Below are 19,260 nucleotides of genomic sequence, written 5' to 3' on the forward strand. Positions count from 1 at the left end.
CATGAACGGGCTTGCGGACGATCCGGCCGACAGCCTGTCTGAGACCGTCTATCGGCGGATGCGGACCGCCCTGATGCGGGCCGAGCTGCTTCCGGGTCAGCGCCTCAAGGTCCGCGATCTCGCACGGCAGATGGGCACGTCGGAAACTCCGGTGCGCGAGGCTCTAATTCAACTCGCGCATGACGGCGCGATCGAGATCAAGCCGCGCTTCTACATCCGCGTCCGCCGCTTGTCCTTCGCAGCCTATTCCGAGATCCGGGACATCCGCCTCGAACTGGAGCCAATGGCCGCCGAACGCGCGATCGGACGTCTGGGGGCTAGCGACATCGACGCGCTGGCGCGTTCCCACGAGACACTTGTCTCGGCAGAGGAAAGCGGCGACTGGCAAACCGCCTTGCAGGCCAATTTTGAGTTTCACTTCGGCATCTATCGTCGATCCGGGCTATCGACGCTCACTGACATTATCGGCGGGCTCTGGGTGCGCGTCGGCCCGATGCTGTCGGAGCTTTATCCGGCCGCACGGCCGAGCTACGCAGAAGAGCATCAGCATCTGGCAGTCCTGGACGCCCTTCGCCGCAGCGACGCGCCCGCGCTGCGGATGGCGATCCGCATGGACCTAATCGAGGGCGGTCGAAACCTGCGTCGCCATCTCGCAGACCTCGAGAGAGATCAAGCACCGAACGCAGCCGAGCTGTCCAGCGCGGCAGACCGTTTCTCCTAGGAGCATGACCCGATGGCCCAAGACTCAAAAGCCGCGCCGTTCGCGCATCCCGAAATGGGTCCGCACGCCATCCGCCCCTGGCACGTCCGCAAGATGTACGGCGACGAGCACTTTCTCTCCGACTACCGTTACCAGTTCCCCCGCGAAGACCCGGCGTTGGCGGAGGTGTTCGTCTACACCGACCGCATGTCCTACGATCCAGGCGAGACGGTCGATTTCCATGGCTCGACGACCGCCGAGCGCTGGAGCATCCAGATCTATCGCGACGGCCATCGGCCAGAGATGGTCCACGAGAGCTTCGATCTCCCGGGAAGTTTCACCCGCACGTCTGAGACGGCCTACATAGACGGCTGCGACTGGCCGGTGCTCCACCGCTGGACGATTCCGGCCGACCAGCGGTCCGGCTTCTACCGGGTCGTTTCGACCTGCTTGCGTGCGAACGGTGAGCGCTTCGTCCAGCACCATTTCGTGGTGGTGCGGCCAACGCCGGAGACGCGGCGCGGACGAATCCTCTTCATGCTCGCGACCGGCACCTGGACCGCCTACAACGATTGGGGTGGCGCCAACCATTATTTCGGGACATGGGGCGAGAACCGGAACGAGGGTTCTCCGATCCTCAGCCTGAAGCGTCCCTGGACGCGTGGCATGATCTGGCTGCCGAAGGGGGCCGCTCGGATTGTGACGGCACCCCTGCCAGATATGAACGACGCACCGCGATTCCCTTCGAAGGAGTGGGGCTATTCCGGAGGATGGGGCCAGTACTACGCCGCCGCTGGCTGGGCGCAGTTCGACCGGCACTTCGCGGTCTGGGCCGAGAGCGAAGGGTACGAGTTCGACATCGTCACCCAGACCGACCTCCACAACCGGCCAGACCTTCTCGATGACTACACCTGCCTCGTGACCGTCGGGCACGACGAGTATTGGTCCTACGAGATGCGCAAAAGCGTCGAGGACTTCGTCGAGCGGGGCGGGGGCTTTGCTCGCTTCGGAGGCAACTTCCTCTGGCAGATCCGGCTGGAGGACGAGGGCACGCGGCAAGTTTGCTGGAAGTTCAAGGCGCCGACCATGGACCCCGTGCGTGACGACCCCGAGCGTCGGCACCTCCTGACCGCTTCATGGGAGAGTGAGGGCGCTAACTGGCCCGGTGCGTCAACCGTTGGCGTCAACGGCTGCCACGGCATGTACGGCAGTTGGGGTGGTTTCGCACCGCGGGGTTCGCGCGGATTCACAGTCTACCGTCCCGAACATTGGGCGTTCGAAGGGACGGACCTTCGCTATGCCGATGTCTTCGGTGCCGAGGCCGGCATCTTCGGCTACGAGGTCGATGGACTCGACTATACGGTCCGCCAGGGTCTGCCCTATCCGGTGCCGGCGCCGGGCGTGCCGGAATCGATCGACATCCTGGCGATGTCGCCCGCGGTTCTGCTCGAACACGAGCATCCCGGCGAGGGGGTGCGCTACTACGTGCGCGACAGCGACCTTGCCGGCCTGGCCGAACTCGCGCCCGGCAATACGGCCGCTGCCTACCGGAAGTTCCAGTACGGGTCCGGCATGGTGGTCGGGATGACGCGGGGCAAGGGCGAGGTGCTGACGGCGGGCACCTGCGAATGGGTCATGGGCCTGACCCGGCACGACGCTTTCACCCAGAAGATCACGCGTAACGCGCTCGGCCGCTTCACGGCCTGAACGCGCCGTCGCGGCCCAGGCCGGACGGACCATCGATCCGGCGAGGAGACATCCATGCGAAACGACCATCGCCCGAGCGAAGACGAGATCGAAGGATTGCGCGAGCGTGCCCGGTTCGTGCGGCTGGAGACGATCCGCCTCATCGAGATCGCCAAGATCGGGCACTATTCCTCCGTCTTCTCGGCGGCGGAGATCTTCGCCTCGCTTTACTACGACGTCATGCGCCTGTCGGACCATCCACGCTGGCCCCAGCGCGACCGGTTTCTCATGGGAAAGGGGCACGCCGCCGTCGGCCTGTTCCCCATTCTCGCCGATAAGGGATACATCGCTCGCGACGTTCTCGACGGCTACACGCGGTTGGGCAATCCTCTCGGCGACCACCCGGACATGCGCAAGGTGCCTGGGATCGACTTCTCGTCCGGATCGATTGGACACGCTCTCTCCAACGGTCTGGGGATGGCGCTCGGCGGTCGGCTACAGGGCCTCGACTTCCACACCTTCGTGATGCTCGGCGATGGCGAGATGCAGGAGGGGCAGGTTTGGGAGGCTGCCACAATGGCTGCCCACAATAAGTTGTCCCGCCTCGTCGCCATCGTCGATCGCAACGGTTACCAACTCGACGGGCGCGTCGACGATCTGATGGGCATCGAGCCGCTCGACGAGAAGTGGCGGGCCTTCGGTTGGGATGTGCATGTCGTTGACGGACACGACATCGCCGAGCTGACGGCACTCTTGCGTTGGATCAAGGCTGACACGCTCGCCGATCGGCCACGATGCGTCATCGCCCGCACGCTGAAGGGGAAGGGCGTCTCCTACATGGAGCGCGAGGCCGGCTGGCATCTCGGATACCTCGCACCTGAGGATGCGGAAGCGGCGCGCGCCGAAATCATGGCGAACACGATATGACCGGAACCCCTGCGATGAACGACGTCCAAGGACCTCGGTCCGCCGCCTCCTGGCACTACCGGGAGCTCAACATCAAGAACCCGGGGCTGGACCACCTTTCGAACGGGCTCATCGATCTCGCCGAGGCCGGGCATCCCGTGGTCGCGGGGTCGGCCGACCTGAAGTACTCGAACGGGTTGAACCGGTTCGCCGAGCGCTTCCCGGACCGCTATATCGGCTTCGGGATCGCCGAGCAAAACATGGTGTCCGCCGCCGCCGGCCTCGCGACCACCGGGCTCGTCCCCTATGTCGCGACCTTTGCCTCGTTCCTCGGGCTTCTCGCGTGCGAGCAGATCCGTATGGACGTCGCTTACTGCGCGCTCCCGGTGCGTCTGATCGGCCATCACACCGGCATCTCGATGGGCTTCTACGGCACCTCCCATCACGCGACCGAAGACATCGCGACGATGCGGTCTATCGCCGACCTGACCGTGGTCTCTCCAGCGGACGGGCCGCAGCTGGAGGCGGCGATCCGCGCCTCGATGGATCATGACCGGCCCATCTATTTCCGTACCGGGCGCGGACGAGAACCTGCCGTCTACGATGCACGAACACCATTTGTCTTCGGTCAGGCGATCGAGCACATGCAGGGGGAGGAACTGACGATCATCGCGTGTGGTCTGCCGGTTCACCCTTCGCTCGAAGCCGCCCGGAACCTCAACGCCGCAGGACGCAGCGTCGGTGTTATCGACATGCCGACCGTCAAACCGCTCGACCGCGAAGCGATCCTGGGCGCGGCGACGCGTTCCAGAATGATTTTGACGGTCGAGGAGCACAACATCCTCGGGGGGCTCGGCTCAGCGGTGGCGGAGGTGCTGGCCGAGGAGGGGATGCCGGCCCGCCTGCTGCGCCATGGGATCCGCGACGAGTTCGCGCTGATCGCTCCTCCCGCCCATCTCTATGCTCACTACGGCCTCGACGTCGACGGGATCGAACAGATAGCCAATGAGTGTCTGCGAAAAAGGATCGGCTGATAGAATGACGAGCGGGGCAGCAAGGTGGGCTGCTAGACAGCGCCTTGCGTAGCCCGAATATACGTCGATCTGTATTTTTTATGCAGCCGCAATACTCAAATCATAGACGAACGAATATTCGATATTTTTGGTTCGACAGCAGAAATCGATATTATTTATCTAATCAATAACATTGATCGGTCAGGTGATAAATCGAACCGAGTTCCATGCGGAACATGGTGCATACGGCGAGCGTAGGATTACATACGTCGGCTTTGCTGAAAGCTATACTCTACCTTTAAGGGAGCAGCTTGATTGCAGCGAATCCGCCTACCGTACCGGCCGCTGCGAGGACGAAAGCGAGCTTGAGCAGCCCGCCGGCGGTCGGCCGGCGGGCTTCTCCAATCAGGAGACCATGAAACCGGCATCGACCGGATCGTTTCGGTTGATCGTCCAGCGGGCCGTGCCGAGGATGCCGGCGGTGCCCTTCACGGTCGGCCGGATCGCCTTGAAGCTACCGAGCTGGGTCTCGCCGACGATGCAGCCCTCGAAGGTGCCGCTGCCCAGAAGCCCCTCCGACAGGATCGGCTGGTCGACGCCCAGCTTCCCGCGTGCCTCGAACATCGCCATCATGGCGCTGGTGCCGGTGCCGCCGGGCGAGCGGTCGAGCTGGCCGGCGCTGAACACGTGGACGTTCTTGTAGAACGCGCCCTCGATGGTCGGCTCGTGCCAGAAGGTGATGAAGTTGAGGTTGTTGATATGCCCCTCGGTCGGGTGCTGGACGACGAGCTTCTCGCGCAGCTGCTCGCGGGCGATGAGGCCGATGCGGGAGAGTTCGCTGCCGTTCTCCGGCTTGATGACGAGCCCCGAGCCGCGCAGGTCGATGATGCCGAAATAGTTGCCGCCCCAGACGAGGTCGGCCTTCAGCTTGCCGTAGGTCGGCAGCTCGATCTCGACGTCCTGCTCGGCGACGTAGGCCGGCACGTTCTCGAAGCGCGTCCACAGCACGGTGTCGCCCGCATTGGCGACCTCGGCGACGACGAGGCCGGCCGTCGTCTCGAAGCGGATGATCGTGCGACCGTTTTCCCCACGCGGCACGAAGCCGTGCGCGACCATCGCCATCGCCACCGCGATCGTCCCGTGCCCGCACATGTGCGAGTATTCCGCGCCGTCGATGTAGATGAGGCCGGCGTCGAACTCCGGGCTCGAGGGCGGCGTCAGGAACACGCCGAACATGTCGGCGTGGCCGCGCGGCTCGCGCATCAGCGCCTTGCGCAGCCAGTCGTAGTTGGCCTCCAGGAAGGCGCGCTTCTGAAGGATCGAGGAGCCGGCCGGGTAGGGGATGCCGCTGTGGACGATGCAGAGGGGCTCGCCCTCCGTATGGGTATAGATGACGTCGTACGCGTCCTGGATGCGCATCGTTCTCTCCTGATGATGAGGCGTTCGGTAAGGGGTCAGTCGTCGTCGGGCAGGAAGTCGAGGCCGACGGTCAGGTCGATGAGGACGATCGCGACGACGGCTGCGAGGATGGTCGCGGCGGAGACGGCGGCGATCGAGGGGTCGACCGAATACTGGACGTAGTTGAAGAGCTGGACGGGGATCGTGTTCAGCGCCGCCGTCGTGTTGAAGATCGACAGCTCGACATTGATGAACGAGGTGATGAAGGCGAAGATCGCGCCCGCCACGATGCCCGTGCGGATCTGCGGCAGGGTGACGAAGAAGAAGGTCTCGACCGAGCCGGCGCCGAGGTCGCGCGAGGCCTCCTCCAGCGACAGCTGGTCGTTGTCGAGCATCGGCAGGACCGTGCGCAGCACGAAGGGCGTGACGATCACGACGTGCCCGACGAGGAGGGCCGCGAAGTTGCGCGTCAGGCCGATCGCGCCGCCGAACTGCAGGAGCGCAGCGCCGAGAACGAGGTGCGGGAGCACCAGCGGCGACAGGAGAAGCGCGGCGAAAGCCGCCTTGCCGCGGAAATCGTTGCGGGCGATGGCGAGCGCCGCCGGTACGGCGAGGACGACGGCGACAAGGGTGGCCGAGAGCGCCAGGCCCGTGCTCGTCAGGAAGGACGAGACGTAGGTCGGGTCGGTGACGACCACCTCGTACCAACGCAGCGTCAGCCCCTGCGGCGGGAAGGCGAGGAACTCGCTCGCCGTCAGCGAGGCGCCGACGATCACGACGAGCGGCAGGACGAGGAAGGCGAGCGTCAGGAACGCGACCGCGCGGACGAGGAGGCGAAGGGCCATCAGCGCGCTCCCATCCGCGAGACGAGCGAGGACAGGGCGATCATCGCCATGGTGAAGGCCAGAAGCGTGATCGCGAGCGCGCCGCCGTAGTGGAAGTCGAAGACCGTAGAGTATTGTTGGAATACAAGGACGGCGAGGACGGTGACGCGTCCGCCCGAAAGAAGCGCGGGCGTCACATAGGCGCTGACGGCGAGGGCGAAGACGATGATCGCGCCCGAGACGACGCCCGGAATGCTGAGCGGCAGGGTGACGTGCCAGAAGGTGGCGGCCGGGCCCGCGCCGAGATCGGCCGAGGCCTGCTCGACCGAGCGGTCCACCTTGCCGAGGGCGTTGCCGACGGTCAGGACGACGAAGGGCAGCAGGATGTAGACGAGCCCGATGAGGATGCCCGTCTCGGTTCCCAGCAGCCGCAGCGGCCGTTCGATCAGCCCGGCACTCTGCAGCGTCTCGTTGACGAGCCCGTTGCGCCCGAGCAGCACCATCCAGCCGAAGGAGCGCACGATGTTGGAGGTGAAGAGCGGCAGGACGAGAAGGATGACGCAGATGCGCCGCCAGGAACGCCAGCGCACGATCCGCACGAGATACCAGGCGAGCGGATAGCCGAGGACGAGGCAGATCAGCGTCGTGAGGATGCCGAGCCGGAAGGTCACGGCGATGACAGACCAGTGGTACTCGTCTAAGAGGATCCGCGCGTAGTTCGAAAAGGTCGGGCTGCCGTCCGCGCCCGTCAGGCTCGCGATGAAGACGGTCGTCAGCGGCACGAGGAAGAAGGCCGCGAAGAACGCGAGCGGCAGGACGACGAGCCCGAACACGGCGGGGCGCGACAGCGTCATCGCGCGCCGCCCGGAATGACGTGAGCGTCCTCGGGGGCGAAGGTCACCGTGACGGGCTGGCCGACCATGAAATCCTCGACGAGGCCGAGGCGGCGCGCGGTGAGGGCGTGCCCGAGGGCGACGACATGAATGTTGGTGACGCCGCCGATGGTGGTGACGGCCTCGATCCGCCCGTCGAGGCGGAGGCAGCAATCGTCCTCCGGAACGCCCGTTGTCTGCGGCTCGATCCTCAGATGCTCCGGCCGAACGCTCGCGAGCCGTCCATCTGGCTGGCCGGCGATCGCGACGCGAAGGTCCCCGTCCGCATCCGCCGTCACCGGCACGAGGTTCGTCTCGCCGATGAACTCGGCGACGAAGCGGGTCGCGGGCTTTCGGTAGATGGCGGCGCCGGTGCCCAGCTGCTCGATCCGCCCACCGCTCATGACGGCGATGCGGTCCGACATCGCCATCGCTTCCTCCTGGTCGTGGGTGACGAAGATGAAGGCGATGCCGAGCTTCTCCTGCAACTGCTTGAGCTCGATCTGCATGCGCTTGCGCAGCTGCAGGTCGAGCGCGCTCAACGGCTCGTCGAGGAGGAGAAGCTTGGGCCGGTTGACCATGGCGCGGGCCAGCGCGACGCGCTGCTGCTGGCCGCCGGACATCTGCCGTGGATAGCGGTCGCCGAACTCGGCGAGCCCCATGAGGTCGAGCGCCTCGGCGGCCCGCGCCGCCGCCCCGACCTTCGAGGCTCCGGCACGCCGGGGCCCGTAGGCGACGTTCTCGGCGACCGTCAGGTGGGGGAACAGAGCGTAGTTCTGGAAGACGGTGTTCAGCGGTCTTTGATGCGGCGGCAGCCGCGTCAGGTCGTTCCCCTCGATCGAGATCGTTCCCCTGTCGGCGGTCAGGAAGCCGGCGACGAGCCGCAGAAGCGTGGTCTTGCCGCAGCCCGAGGGCCCGAGAAGCGAGACGAACTCGCCCGGCTGGACCTGCAGCGAGACGTCGCGGACCGCCTGGTGCTTTCCGAACGTCTTGGAGACGCCCGCGATCGAGAGAAGTGCCATATCGGGACCCGTCAGCGCGCGATTTCGCGGTTCCAGGTGTCTGTAAGCTCGGCGCGCCGGGCGTTCACCTCGTTCCAGTCGAGGAGAAGGAGGTTCTCGAAGGAGCCGTCCTCGCCCCAGGGGAGCTTGCGCGCCACCTCGGGTGTCAGCTCGACGCCCTCCACGGCCGGGCCGAGATAGAGGCGCTCGGCGAGGCAAGAGGCAGCGTCCGCGCTCATCGCCATGTCGAGGAACTGCGCCGCGCCCTCGGGGTTCGGGCCGTCCTTGACGAGATGCAGCCGCGCGTCGGTCGCCCAGACACCCTCCTGCGGGACGGTGAAGGCGATCGGCAGGCCGCTGTCGACGAGTGCCCAGGCGCCGACGTTGAAGTGGGCGCCGATGATGACCTCGCCGCTCTGGAAGGCGTTGCTGGCCGCACCCGAGGAGTCGAAAAAGAGACCCGCGTCGATCTCCTTCAGCCGCTCGAAGGTCGCGGTCATGTCGTCCGGCGTGCCGCCCGTCATCTGATTCAGGAAGAAGATGAAGGGGATGCCGGCCGAGTTGGCGGGCGAGGGGATGGTGACCGCGCCGGCATAGTCCTCGTCCCACAGGGCGTCCCACGAGGTCGGCGCCTCGGTGATCTCCTGGGTGTTGTAGGTGAGGCCGAGCGAATAGTAGCCGCCGCCGATCGCGAAGACATGGTCGCCGTTCCAATACGCGGCCGCGTCGGAGAGGTTGGCGCCGTTCGGGAGGGCGGCGAGGTCGATGGGGGCGAGCACGCCGGCCGCTTCCGCAAGTTCGCTAATGCCGCCGTCCATGTAGGCGACATCGAGCGTCGGGGCGCCGGCCTGCTGCTGGAGCTTGGCGAGGGTGGTCGTCGAGGTGCCGATGTCGGCGACGACGGCAATCCCGGTCTTTTCCGTGAAGGGCGCGGCGACGCAGGCGTGGAACGCGTCGCCCCAATTGCCGCCGTACCAGGCGACCGTGATCGACGACGGCTGGGCGTTGGCCGCGGGGAGGCCGGCGGCCAGCGCCATGGCCGAAGCGGAGAGAAGGACTGTCGGATATTTCATCTCAGGACCCCGTTGCTCGCTCGATGGGCAACTCTCGCAGCGCACCGCCCGAATGCGCTTGAAGGCCGTTGCCAGAAACTTGAATGTTATCGACAATGTCGACGGTGAAATCGATAAGGTAGACGAACGGAGTAATGGCGTCTGAACCACATGTCCAAGGCCTGCTGCGCGTCGGCTTCGTGCTGCTCGACAAGTTCACGCTCGCAGCCTTCGGCGGACTGATCGACGCCCTGCGGCTGGCGGCGGACGACGGCGGGCAGAGCCGGCAGATTCATGCGTCCTGGACGATCATGACGCCCGGCGCGAAGGAGAGCGTTGCGAGCTGCGGGCTGCGCGTAGAGGGCTCGCGCGATCTCCTCGATCCGGCCCAGTTCGACTATATCGCCGTCTGCGGAGGCAACGGTTACGTCAGAGCCCGCCCGGTACCGCACTTGAACGACTATCTGCGCCGGGCTCACGCCTCGAGCGTGCGCCTCCTCGGCATCTGCACCGGCAGCTTCGACATCGCGCGCGCCGGACTGGCCGAGGGGCGCTCGGTCTGCGTCCACTGGAACGTGCGCGACGAGTTCGAGCGCCAGTTCCCGGGCGTGAAGACCTCGATCGACCGCCTCTTCGTCGACGAGGGCGACCTCATCACCTGCGCCGGATCGACGGCCGCGATCGACCTTGGCCTCTATCTCGTCTCCCGCCATTGCGGGCGTGACAGGGCCACGCAGGCGGTTCGGCACATGATGCTGACGGGCATTCGCTCGCCATCGCGCCCGCAGGCCTCCTTCCGGCAGGAGCTGGAGGGCGTGGCCGACCCGCGCGTGGTCAAGGCCGTCCACTTCATGGAGCAGCAGCTCGACCATCCGCCGACCCTGCCGACGCTGGCGCGCTATGTCGGTGTCAGCGCGCGCCAGCTGGAGCGCGCCTTCAAGGCCGAGCTCGGGCTGACTCCCATGCGCTTCAACCGCGTCATGCGACTCGGCTACGGCCGTTGGATGATCGACAACAAGCTGGAGAACATCACCCAGATCGCGCTCGACTGCGGCTTTGCCGACACCGCGCACTTCTCGCGCGAGTTCCGAGCTTATTACGGTCTATCTCCAAGCCTCTATCGTAAGACGATCTGACCTTTGCCAAACAGTTGAGAGCCTTATTTGCCCTCGCGGTGGCGTGCGAGTTGACCACACAGGCGAGAAGCACCGCTCAGCGATGGTTTCAGTTGTCTTCTGGATGGTGCTCGAGGGCCATTCGAGGCCCCACCCACATGACGCTGGTCGATGGCGTCCACCGCAAGGTGGGTGGGCCCGCCTGTCGTCAGCGGCCAGCTCGATCGGCTCGCCGGCCCTCTCAGGATCCCGCGCACGAACCGAAACCCGCGCGGGGCGGCAATGACGTCCCGATTTCGGATCCGACTTCGCTCCTCGTTCATGCTGATCGGGGAGCGGCGACCCCGCCAGCCTTCGCCTAGAACGGTTTGCTAAGCCGGGCTGCCAGCGAGTGGTCCCGTGCCCCGCCTTCGATGCCGAGCGCCGGCCTGTAGTCGAAGGCGAGAGACCAGCCGTCGGCGAAGGCGGCATCGAACCCTAGACCGAACTCAAGCCTATCCCGCCCATCGCTGTTCGTCCGCACGCCGTAGGCAAGCGATCCAATGTCGGCGTAGCCAAGCGAGACACGATCGGACTGAGCGAAGTCGTGAGCGTACTCGATGCGTGCTCGCGGCGTCAGCACGCCCCAGTCGAAGCCGATGTCGGCTTCCATCCGCAGGCCGAGAATGCCGGCGAGACTGGAGACGTCCTGACTGCCGTAGGAGAGCGCGAACGGACTGGTGCCGGCTTCTGTGAAGGCGTCGAGCCGCGCTTGCGAACCCTCTAAGCCAAAATAGGGCGCTAACAGATGGTGCTCGCCTCGTTGCTCCCAGGTCGCGGTCAGCGAGCCGAACACCTGATCGCCGGATCGTTCGCCCCGAGCCATCTCACCGGTTGCCGTCACGAAGCGTTGGCTGTCGAACTCCAACCGGCTGTAGCCGACGAGGCCGTCGAGGAAGACGTTCGCGCTTGGCGAGAAGCTGCCGTAGACGACGCCGCTATAGGCCTCGCCCCGGCTGGTTGTGCCGTTCTCCCCGACGTCGGCCCGCTCACGGCCGTAGCCGATGCCGATACCGCCGACGAACTGCGGGGTGAAGCGGTAGTCGACCCCGGCACTGAGCCCGACCAGTGTCCGGTCCAGGTCGATCGACACTTCGTCGATATTACGCGACCCAAAATTGACGAACCCCCCGGCCCAGAAGGCCGCGTTCGATCTCGGCGCCTCGCTCGAGGCTGCCGCCGACTCTGGAACATTCGTCGGACGCTTTCCGGCGGAGGTCGGATCGACGGCTCCGAATCGTTCGTTCAGCGCGTTCGCGTCGCGCTCCTCGAAGAGTGCGATCGGATCGTTGGCGGACGACTCGCCTGGCAGGCCGATGGAGATGTTCGCCGACCCCTGACGACGCTCGTCCTCGTCATGCGTGCGCTCCAATCGGTCTCGGAAGTTTCGGATCTGGGCCCTGGCGATCCGCCGCGTCGAATCCGCCTGCGCGCCGAGAAGGCCGACAACTTCCGGGTCGAGCGAGGGGTCGGGGCGCGCTTCGACGAGCACCGTAAGGGTTGCAACGTTCGACAGGCCGAACGCGTTCGACAGCGTGTAGGCGACGTTCGTGCGCCCCGATCCCGTCGGATCGGCGGTGAAGAGGAGCGAGGTTCCTGTACCGCCCCGATCGAGCGTGGCAGTGCCAATGCGCGGATCTGCCTGTGTGACGATCGAGGCGCCCGTGAAGGGCCCGCCGGTCGCGCCTGCCGTCAGGTCCACCGTTATGGACGTGCCCGCGAGAACGGTCACTGTCGCGTCGGCGGCGACCGGAAGCTGGCCATCGACACGCAGCGTGTAGCTGACGGTTCCGGTAAAGTTGTTGGCGTCAGCGGCCTGTAGGGTGAAGGCGAACGAGCCGCCGGCCGTGGGCGTGCCGGCGAGGGTTCCCTCGGGGCTCAGCGTGATGCCTGCGGGCAGCGCGCCGGTGACGAGGGAGAAGGTGTAGGGGCCCGTTCCGCCGCTGGCGATGAGGGTCTGGCTGTAGGGGGTGGCGACGGTGCCCGCCGGGAGCGTCTCCGGCGCGATCGCGATCGTCGGAGCACCGACAGCGAGGGTGTAGACCTGTTCGCCGGTGTTGCCGTCGGCGTCGGTGGCCGTCGCGGTAATGCCGAAGCTGCCGGTCTCGGTGGTGGTGCCGGCCAGGGTCCCCTCGGCCGCCAGGGTGATCCCAGCGGGCAGGGCGCCTGCGGTGACGGTGAAGCCGTAGGGCGCGGTGCCGCCCGAGGCGGACAGAGTCTGGGAGTAGGCGAACCCGGCCGTGCCGTTCGGCAGGGTCCCCGGGGTGATGGCGATGGCCGGCGCTTCGAAGGTGAGGCTGTAGGGCCGGCTGCCGGCGTTGCCATCGACGTCGGTGGCGGTGGCGGTGAAGGAGAACGTGCCGGCGGTCGTCGTCGTACCGGCCAGGGTTCCCTCGGCCGCCAGGGTGATCCCGGCGGGCAGGGCGCCTGCGGTGACGGCGAAGCTGTACGGCGCGGCACCGCCCGAGGCGGTCAGTGTCTGGGTATAGGGCACGCGTGTGGTGCCTTGCGCCAGCGTCTCGGGATTGATGACGATCTCGGGGACGGTGACGGTCAGACTGTAGGCGAGGGACCCGGCGAAGGGGCCGCTCCCAGTGCTGGAATCGGTCGCCGCGACGGTGAAGTTGAACGTCCCGCCGACCGTCGGCGTGCCCGACAGCGTGCCGTCCGCACTCAGGGTAAGGCCCGTCGGCAGCGCACCGGCGGTGACGGCGAAGTCGTAAGGGGCGGTGCCGCCCGAGGCCGTGAGACTCTGGCTGTAGGCGACGTTGCGCGTTGCGTCGGGGATCGTGGCGGGCGCCAGCACGACCGTCGGCGTGCCGATTACGAACTCGTAGGCGCGGGTTCCGGTAAAGTTGTTGGCGTCAGCGGCCTGTAGGGTGAAGGCGAACGAGCCGCCGGCCGTGGGCGTGCCGGCGAGGGTTCCCTCGGGGCTCAGCGTGATGCCTGCGGGCAGCGCGCCGGTGACGAGGGAGAAGGTGTAGGGGCCCGTTCCGCCGCTGGCGATGAGGGTCTGGCTGTAGGGGGTGGCGACGGTGCCCGCCGGGAGCGTCTCCGGCGCGATCGCGATCGTCGGAGCACCGACAGCGAGGGTGTAGACCTGTTCGCCGGTGTTGCCGTCGGCGTCGGTGGCCGTCGCGGTAATGCCGAAGCTGCCGGTCTCGGTGGTGGTGCCGGCCAGGGTCCCCTCGGCCGCCAGGGTGATCCCAGCGGGCAGGGCGCCTGCGGTGACGGTGAAGCCGTAGGGCGCGGTGCCGCCCGAGGCGGACAGAGTCTGGGAGTAGGCGAACCCGGCCGTGCCGTTCGGCAGGGTCCCCGGGGTGATGGCGATGGCCGGCGCTTCGAAGGTGAGGCTGTAGGGCCGGCTGCCGGCGTTGCCATCGACGTCGGTGGCGGTGGCGGTGAAGGAGAACGTGCCGGCGGTCGTCGTCGTACCGGCCAGGGTTCCCTCGGCCGCCAGGGTGATCCCGGCGGGCAGGGCGCCTGCGGTGACGGCGAAGCTGTACGGCGCGGCACCGCCCGAGGCGGTCAGTGTCTGGGTATAGGGCACGCGTGTGGTGCCTTGCGCCAGCGTCTCGGGATTGATGACGATCTCGGGGACGGTGACGGTCAGACTGTAGGCGAGGGACCCGGCGAAGGGGCCGCTCCCAGTGCTGGAATCGGTCGCCGCGACGGTGAAGTTGAACGTCCCGCCGACCGTCGGCGTGCCCGACAGCGTGCCGTCCGCACTCAGGGTAAGGCCCGTCGGCAGCGCACCGGCGGTGACGGCGAAGTCGTAAGGGGCGGTGCCGCCCGAGGCCGTGAGACTCTGGCTGTAGGCGACGTTGCGCGTTGCGTCGGGGATCGTGGCGGGCGCCAGCACGACCGTCGGCGTGCCGATTACGAACTCGTAGGCGCGGGTTCCGGTAAAGTTGTTGGCGTCAGCGGCCTGTAGGGTGAAGGCGAACGAGCCGCCGGCCGTGGGCGTGCCGGCGAGGGTTCCCTCGGGGCTCAGCGTGATGCCTGCGGGCAGCGCGCCGGTGACGAGGGAGAAGGTGTAGGGGCCCGTTCCGCCGCTGGCGATGAGGGTCTGGCTGTAGGGGGTGGCGACGGTGCCCGCCGGGAGCGTCTCCGGCGCGATCGCGATCGTCGGAGCACCGACAGCGAGGGTGTAGACCACATTACCGGCATATCGGCCGCCGGGATTGGGGCCGCCGGTCGAGCTGTCGGTCGCGGTCACGGTGAAGGAGAAGCTGCCCTGGACGGTGGGCGTGCCCGACAGGACGCCGGTGAGCGACAGCGTGACACCGGTCGGGAGCGTTCCTGCGGTGACGGCGTAGCTGTAGGGCGCCGTTCCCCCGCTCGCAGTCAGGGTCTGCGAATAGGGTTGGCCGCCCGTAGCGGGAGGCAGCGCGCCTGGCGCGATCGCGATGGTCGGTGCCGACACAATTCCGGTGTATCGGCGCTCACCGGTGAAGGGCGCGCCGGTCCCGGTCGAACTGTCCGTCGCCGCGATCGTGAAATCGAAGGCGCCGCCCTGAGTGGGTGTGCCGGAGAGCGTTCCGCCCGGCGCCAGCGCAAGGCCCGCCGGCAGCGTGCCGGTGCTGACGGAGAAGGTGTAGGGCGCCGTTCCCCCGGTCGCCCCGAGGACGGCGTTGTAGGCCGCGCCCACCTGCGGCTGCTGGATCGAGGGCGGCGTCACGGCGATGGTCGGAGCCTGGATGTTGCCGCTGTAGGCCACTGTCAGCGTGTAGGGCCCACCGCTTTCGGGGGGCGAGCTGTCGGTCGCGGTGACGCTGAAATTGTAGCCTCCGGCCTGCGTCGGCGTGCCGGAGAAGCGGCCGGTGCCGGCGTCGAGCGTCATCCCGGCCGGCAGGCTGCCGCTAGCGAGGGTGTAGGCATAGGGCGCGGTCCCGCCGCTCGTGGAGAGATTCACGCTGTAGGCCACGCCCACCGTCCCGCCGGGAAGCGCGCCCGGAGGAGGAGACGCCGTCAGGGTCGGTGCCGCGACCGCGATCGTGAAATTCTGCGACTGTGTGACCGGTGGGCTGCCGAGGCCCGTATCGGTGACTGTGACGGTGAAGGTGAAATTGCCGCTGGCGGCCGGCGTGCCGGTGATCTGACCGCCAGTCGAGAGCGTGAGCCCCGCGGGCAGGGCGCCGCTCGTGATCGCGTAGCTGTAGGAGCCCGATCCGCTGCTGGTCGTGAAGGTGAAGTCGTAGGCCGCGCCCCGCTGGCCGGCGGGCGGCGTGCCCGAGATCGTCAGCGTCGGATCGGCGATGGTGATCGAGACCGTGGCCGGCGCGGAGGTGGCGACGCCGTTGCTGACGGTGAAGGTGAAGCTATCCGCCTCGCGCGCGTTCGTGGTCGGCGTGTAGGTGAGGTTCGGGGCGGTGCCTGCGAGTGTTCCGCGCGCCGGGTTGGTCGCGACGCTGTAGGTCAGCGTCCGCGCGGGCGAGTTCGGGTCCGTGCCCGTCAGGGTGATCGCCGTCGCGGTGTTGAAGGGCACGGTGACGCTCTGGGCGTTCGCGGTCGGCGCCTGGACAACGGTGAGCGTCGCCGCGTTCGTGGTGACGGTGCCTTGGCCGTTGGTGAAGACGGCGCGGTAGCGGTTTCCGTTGTCGGACGCCGTCGTCGCTGGCGTCGTATAGCTTGGAAGAGTGGCGCCCGCGACGTTCGTGAAAACTCCGCTGCCGGCCGGCGCAAGCTGCCACTGCACGGTCGGCGCGGGAGAGCCCGACGCCGTGGCGTTGAAGGTCGCCGTCGCTCCGACGGCGACGGACTGGTCCTCCGGATCCGCCGAGACGACCGGCGCGGTCAGGAGGACGTAGGTGTATCCGCCCGCCGCTGTCGCCGTGCCGCCGCCCGTTGTCACCGAAACATCGGCCGCGCCCGCCGAACCTCCGGGCGTCACTGCAGTGATTTGGGTGGGGCTGTTGACGACGAAGCTCTGCGCGGCCGCGCCACCGAACGTGACGACGGTCGCGCCCGTGAGGTTCGTGCCGGTGATCGTCACGCTCGTGCCGCCGGCGGTGGTCCCCGAGTTCGGCGTGACGCTCGTGAGCGTCGGTGCCGCGATGTAGGTGTACTGGTCGGCGGGCGGGTTGGCCGCGGTGGTCACGCTCCCTGTCGTGACGCGCACGCCGTAGGTTCCGACCGGCCGGGCCGGCAGCGTCGCGTTCAGCTGCGTGGCGTTGACAAATGTGACGCCGGTGGCGCCCACGCCGTCGATGGTGACCGTCGCGGCTGGCGTGAAGTTGGTGCCCGAGATGGTGACCGCGCGTGGCTGACCCGCCGGGCCGGAGGTGGCGCTAAGCGCGGTGACGGTCGGGGCGGCGTAGGTGAAGGTCGCGGCGCCGGAGGCGGCAAGATTGCTCGTGGTGTCGGTGACACTCACCGTCACGGCGCCGTTGCCGGCCGGCGTCGTCGCGGTCAGCGCCGTCGCACTGGCGAAGGTCGCGGGCACCGTGGTGCCGCCGAAAATCGCGCTGTAGGTGCTGGTGTTGACGAAGTTCGTGCCGGTGATCGTCACGGGCGTGCCGCCGCCGCTCGAGCCGCCGGTCGGGGAAATCGAATTGATCGTCGGAGGGGTCGGTGCGGCAGCCGTGCAGGTTACCCTGACGCTAAAGGAGCCGTTCCAGTCGGTCTGTTCCCGCCTCAGCTGCACGAAGGCGGCGTTCGTCGTCGGGGTGGTTGTCAGAGTGCTGGTGTAGGTTCCAGGAGTGTCCACGTTAACGAAGGCGTTGTTTTGAAACGCTCCCGTATTGGCGTTCGAGAGCCCGGCGTTCGTTCGGAAGCTCGGTGCGGTCGCGCCCGGCGTGACACTGTTGGTCGTCACGCTGATATTGATCGTTTCGTTCGCGGCGAAGTCGTATCGATCCGAGCCGAAGGCCGGCCTTCCAGCTGGGAGAAAGGTACTACCTCCGGTATAGCTTGCCGAGCTGATCGCCTGCGTGTTCCCGACCACGCCGTTGCCGCGTGCGCCCGGACTGGAAGGCCCGGTCGAGCTCCAGATGGTGTCGAAGTCGAGATATCCGGCGTTGATCGCGGTGCAGGCGTCCGACTGCGCAACAGCGGCCGATGGCGACAACATCGTGTAAATTGCTGCAGCGGCAATGCTCGTCGCCATCGAGGCGAGCCAAGACTTCGCTCCCCGATGCCTCGCATCGCCACCTGTTCGGGCGAGTGCCCTGCGGCAGACAGACAGTGCGCGCTCTAGGGCACGGACGAAGGCAGTCGACATTGGCGAATTCCCGACCTCTCGCCAGTTCCCCAACTGGTTGAAGAGAGTGACGATACCGTGTCGGAAGGCTTTATCTTGTCAATGAGTATATCCGCGCAGATCGCTTCGTTAGGGGATGCATATCGTCTGATGATGCGAATATAACACTGAACCAGAATAGTATTTATAGAAGAACGATTCAAGGAGCGGCATTTTCGAGATTCAGCTTGAAGCATGTTATGCGAGTTGCAAAACTCCGCCCCTGACCGGTTCGACAGGTGAGGCGCCAATCGTGGGGTGGCGCTCAAACGGTGACCAGCGCACCGATCCTAGGAGCGAATGATGGAAGCTTATCTCGGGTACGTCATGTTCACGGCAGGAAGCTACTCGCCCCGAGGCTGGGCCCTCTGCCAGGGGCAGCTTCTCGCCGTGTCGCAGAGCACGGCACTCTACTCGCTGCTCGGCACAGTCTATGGTGGCGACGGCCGGACGACCTTCGGGCTGCCCAATCTCGGCGGTCGTACGCCCGTCGGCACCGGCCAATCACCGGGCGTCGGCCATTACTACCAGCCGGGGGAAATGGCTGGGACCGAGCAGACCACGATCCTCGCTTCTCAGATGCCGATGCACGTGCACGCCGTTCCGGCTCAGGCGGGGGTGCCGGCTGTCACGGACAACACCGCGGACGACACGGTGAACAGTCCCAGCGAGGGGGCGCGTCTTGGTGCCGGCGTCGACCCGTCGGGGGCAGGGGTGACCTCGATCTATGTGCCCGCGGGTTCAGGCGGCGCCACGGTCAACCTCGCAGGCAGTCCGGCAGGCGCCACCGCCTTTGCGGGCGGCAGCCAACCTATGTCGATCATGCAGCCCTATCTGGCGATGAACGCGGTCATCTGCATCGAGGGTTTATTCCCTCCGCGTCCCTGACGCCTGCGACGGGTTGCGCGGTGCCTAGACTGCCTTCCCCGCCTCAGTTGAAGACAGCTTGGTATATCCGGCGATCCTTCAGGGGCGGGCATTGGGTGATGAAGATGCTGTGCGGCCCGCCGCGCCCGCAGTCGAATTCGTAGGCGAGGTCAAGCAGGCCGATCGACAGCGGCGCCTCGAAGAAGAGGGTAAAAGGCTGTCGAAAGTCGAGTCCGGGGCCGAGCCTCGGCATCGTCTCGATGCGGGCGAGCCGGACCTCGACGGCCTCGGGCAGTGTTTTCACCTTGATCGCCCTTCCAACCCAAGGGGCGAAGTCCTCCGGTGTCAGCAAATGCATGGCAAATCTTCCAGATGACAGCGCGACCGAAGCCGCCGCGTCTATGATTAGCGAAGCAGCACGTACGACGCGAGTCCGCCCGCGCTCGTCCATGACTGCATACCGGTACTGGTCTTGACCCGTGAAACTGGTCCAGACTGTAAGAGAATTTTCGGGGCACGATTTCTCGACGAGAGGAGAGAGGCGATG

Annotated in this window: 14 protein-coding genes; 7 read left to right on the forward strand and 7 right to left on the reverse strand. The window is 66.7% G+C overall.

Annotation, left to right across the window (positions count from 1 at the left end; translation table 11 throughout):
• Position 1 precedes the first annotated feature (1 nt).
• The 4 genes from AC6R2M_RS01200 to AC6R2M_RS01215 are packed head-to-tail and all read left to right on the forward strand — an operon-like array spanning position 2 to position 4,326.
• Complete coding sequence (locus AC6R2M_RS01200) at positions 2 to 721, forward strand: GntR family transcriptional regulator (RefSeq protein ID WP_500484691.1); 720 nt, start codon at positions 2 to 4, stop codon at positions 719 to 721.
• A gap of 54 nt (positions 722 to 775) precedes the next feature.
• A complete protein-coding gene (locus tag AC6R2M_RS01205) occupies positions 776 to 2,407 on the forward strand; it encodes a N,N-dimethylformamidase beta subunit family domain-containing protein (RefSeq protein WP_500487443.1) in 1,632 nt (543 codons plus the stop codon).
• Positions 2,408 to 2,461: 54 nt separating this feature from the next.
• Positions 2,462 to 3,313, forward strand: coding sequence for a transketolase (locus AC6R2M_RS01210; protein WP_500484693.1), 852 nt, complete (start codon positions 2,462 to 2,464; stop codon positions 3,311 to 3,313).
• A 14-nt stretch (positions 3,314 to 3,327) separates the two neighbouring features.
• On the forward strand, positions 3,328 to 4,326 hold the full coding sequence (locus tag AC6R2M_RS01215) for a transketolase family protein (RefSeq protein ID WP_500484695.1): 999 nt from the start codon (positions 3,328 to 3,330) through the stop codon (positions 4,324 to 4,326).
• Positions 4,327 to 4,710: 384 nt separating this feature from the next.
• Here AC6R2M_RS01215 and AC6R2M_RS01220 read toward each other — a convergent pair whose 3' ends face one another.
• The 5 genes from AC6R2M_RS01220 to AC6R2M_RS01240 are packed head-to-tail and all read right to left on the reverse strand — an operon-like array spanning position 4,711 to position 9,473.
• On the reverse strand, positions 4,711 to 5,724 hold the full coding sequence (locus AC6R2M_RS01220) for a proline racemase family protein (RefSeq protein WP_500484697.1): 1,014 nt from the start codon (positions 5,722 to 5,724) through the stop codon (positions 4,711 to 4,713).
• 35 nt (positions 5,725 to 5,759) lie between these two features.
• The gene (locus AC6R2M_RS01225) at positions 5,760 to 6,548 is read right to left on the reverse strand and encodes an ABC transporter permease (protein ID WP_500484699.1); all 789 of its coding nucleotides are present in this window, start codon (positions 6,546 to 6,548) and stop codon (positions 5,760 to 5,762) included.
• A complete protein-coding gene (locus tag AC6R2M_RS01230; RefSeq protein WP_500484701.1) occupies positions 6,548 to 7,381 on the reverse strand; it encodes an ABC transporter permease in 834 nt (277 codons plus the stop codon). The genes AC6R2M_RS01225 and AC6R2M_RS01230 overlap by 1 nt, the downstream gene beginning before the upstream one ends.
• Complete coding sequence (locus AC6R2M_RS01235) at positions 7,378 to 8,421, reverse strand: ABC transporter ATP-binding protein (RefSeq protein ID WP_500484703.1); 1,044 nt, start codon at positions 8,419 to 8,421, stop codon at positions 7,378 to 7,380. The genes AC6R2M_RS01230 and AC6R2M_RS01235 overlap by 4 nt, the downstream gene beginning before the upstream one ends.
• A gap of 11 nt (positions 8,422 to 8,432) precedes the next feature.
• Positions 8,433 to 9,473 carry an ABC transporter substrate-binding protein gene (locus AC6R2M_RS01240; RefSeq protein WP_500484705.1) on the reverse strand — a complete coding sequence of 347 codons (1,041 nt, stop codon included), beginning with the start codon at positions 9,471 to 9,473 and terminating at the stop codon, positions 8,433 to 8,435.
• Positions 9,474 to 9,607: 134 nt separating this feature from the next.
• Between AC6R2M_RS01240 and AC6R2M_RS01245 the strand changes: the two genes are divergently transcribed.
• A complete protein-coding gene (locus AC6R2M_RS01245) occupies positions 9,608 to 10,588 on the forward strand; it encodes a GlxA family transcriptional regulator (RefSeq protein WP_500484707.1) in 981 nt (326 codons plus the stop codon).
• A gap of 337 nt (positions 10,589 to 10,925) precedes the next feature.
• Here the strand turns inward: AC6R2M_RS01245 and AC6R2M_RS01250 are convergent, their stop codons facing one another.
• Complete coding sequence (locus AC6R2M_RS01250) at positions 10,926 to 17,117, reverse strand: putative Ig domain-containing protein (RefSeq protein ID WP_500484708.1); 6,192 nt, start codon at positions 17,115 to 17,117, stop codon at positions 10,926 to 10,928.
• On the opposite strand from AC6R2M_RS01250, the gene AC6R2M_RS01255 reads away from it, so the two are divergent.
• Both AC6R2M_RS01255 and AC6R2M_RS01260 read left to right on the forward strand, forming a co-directional pair.
• Positions 17,089 to 17,298, forward strand: a complete 210-nt coding sequence (locus AC6R2M_RS01255) for a hypothetical protein (protein WP_500484710.1) — start codon at positions 17,089 to 17,091, stop codon at positions 17,296 to 17,298. The two genes, AC6R2M_RS01250 and AC6R2M_RS01255, sit on opposite strands and share 29 nt — an antisense overlap.
• An 851-nt stretch (positions 17,299 to 18,149) precedes the next feature.
• Complete coding sequence (locus AC6R2M_RS01260) at positions 18,150 to 18,734, forward strand: phage tail protein (protein ID WP_500484712.1); 585 nt, start codon at positions 18,150 to 18,152, stop codon at positions 18,732 to 18,734.
• Between the two features lie 43 nt (positions 18,735 to 18,777).
• Here AC6R2M_RS01260 and AC6R2M_RS01265 read toward each other — a convergent pair whose 3' ends face one another.
• Positions 18,778 to 19,071 (reverse strand): DUF6916 family protein, encoded by a 294-nt coding sequence (locus AC6R2M_RS01265; RefSeq protein WP_500484714.1) that lies wholly within the window; start codon positions 19,069 to 19,071, stop codon positions 18,778 to 18,780.
• Positions 19,072 to 19,260: the final 189 nt, after the last annotated feature.

It is taken from the genome of Aureimonas sp. CAS (genome assembly GCF_059838215.1).

Bases quoted from the DNA above. Each gene is read 5' to 3' on its own strand.
- AC6R2M_RS01200 (WP_500484691.1), top strand. From the start codon at position 2: ATGAACGGGCTTGCGGACGATCCGGCCGACAGCCTGTCTGAGACCGTC.
- AC6R2M_RS01205 (WP_500487443.1), top strand. From the start codon at position 776: ATGGGTCCGCACGCCATCCGCCCCTGGCACGTCCGCAAGATGTACGGC.
- AC6R2M_RS01210 (WP_500484693.1), top strand. From the start codon at position 2,462: ATGCGAAACGACCATCGCCCGAGCGAAGACGAGATCGAAGGATTGCGC.
- AC6R2M_RS01215 (WP_500484695.1), top strand. From the start codon at position 3,328: ATGAACGACGTCCAAGGACCTCGGTCCGCCGCCTCCTGGCACTACCGG.
- AC6R2M_RS01220 (WP_500484697.1), bottom strand. From the start codon at position 5,724: ATGCGCATCCAGGACGCGTACGACGTCATCTATACCCATACGGAGGGC.
- AC6R2M_RS01225 (WP_500484699.1), bottom strand. From the start codon at position 6,548: ATGGCCCTTCGCCTCCTCGTCCGCGCGGTCGCGTTCCTGACGCTCGCC.
- AC6R2M_RS01230 (WP_500484701.1), bottom strand. From the start codon at position 7,381: ATGACGCTGTCGCGCCCCGCCGTGTTCGGGCTCGTCGTCCTGCCGCTC.
- AC6R2M_RS01235 (WP_500484703.1), bottom strand. From the start codon at position 8,421: ATGGCACTTCTCTCGATCGCGGGCGTCTCCAAGACGTTCGGAAAGCAC.
- AC6R2M_RS01240 (WP_500484705.1), bottom strand. From the start codon at position 9,473: ATGAAATATCCGACAGTCCTTCTCTCCGCTTCGGCCATGGCGCTGGCC.
- AC6R2M_RS01245 (WP_500484707.1), top strand. From the start codon at position 9,608: ATGGCGTCTGAACCACATGTCCAAGGCCTGCTGCGCGTCGGCTTCGTG.
- AC6R2M_RS01260 (WP_500484712.1), top strand. From the start codon at position 18,150: ATGGAAGCTTATCTCGGGTACGTCATGTTCACGGCAGGAAGCTACTCG.
- AC6R2M_RS01265 (WP_500484714.1), bottom strand. From the start codon at position 19,071: ATGCATTTGCTGACACCGGAGGACTTCGCCCCTTGGGTTGGAAGGGCG.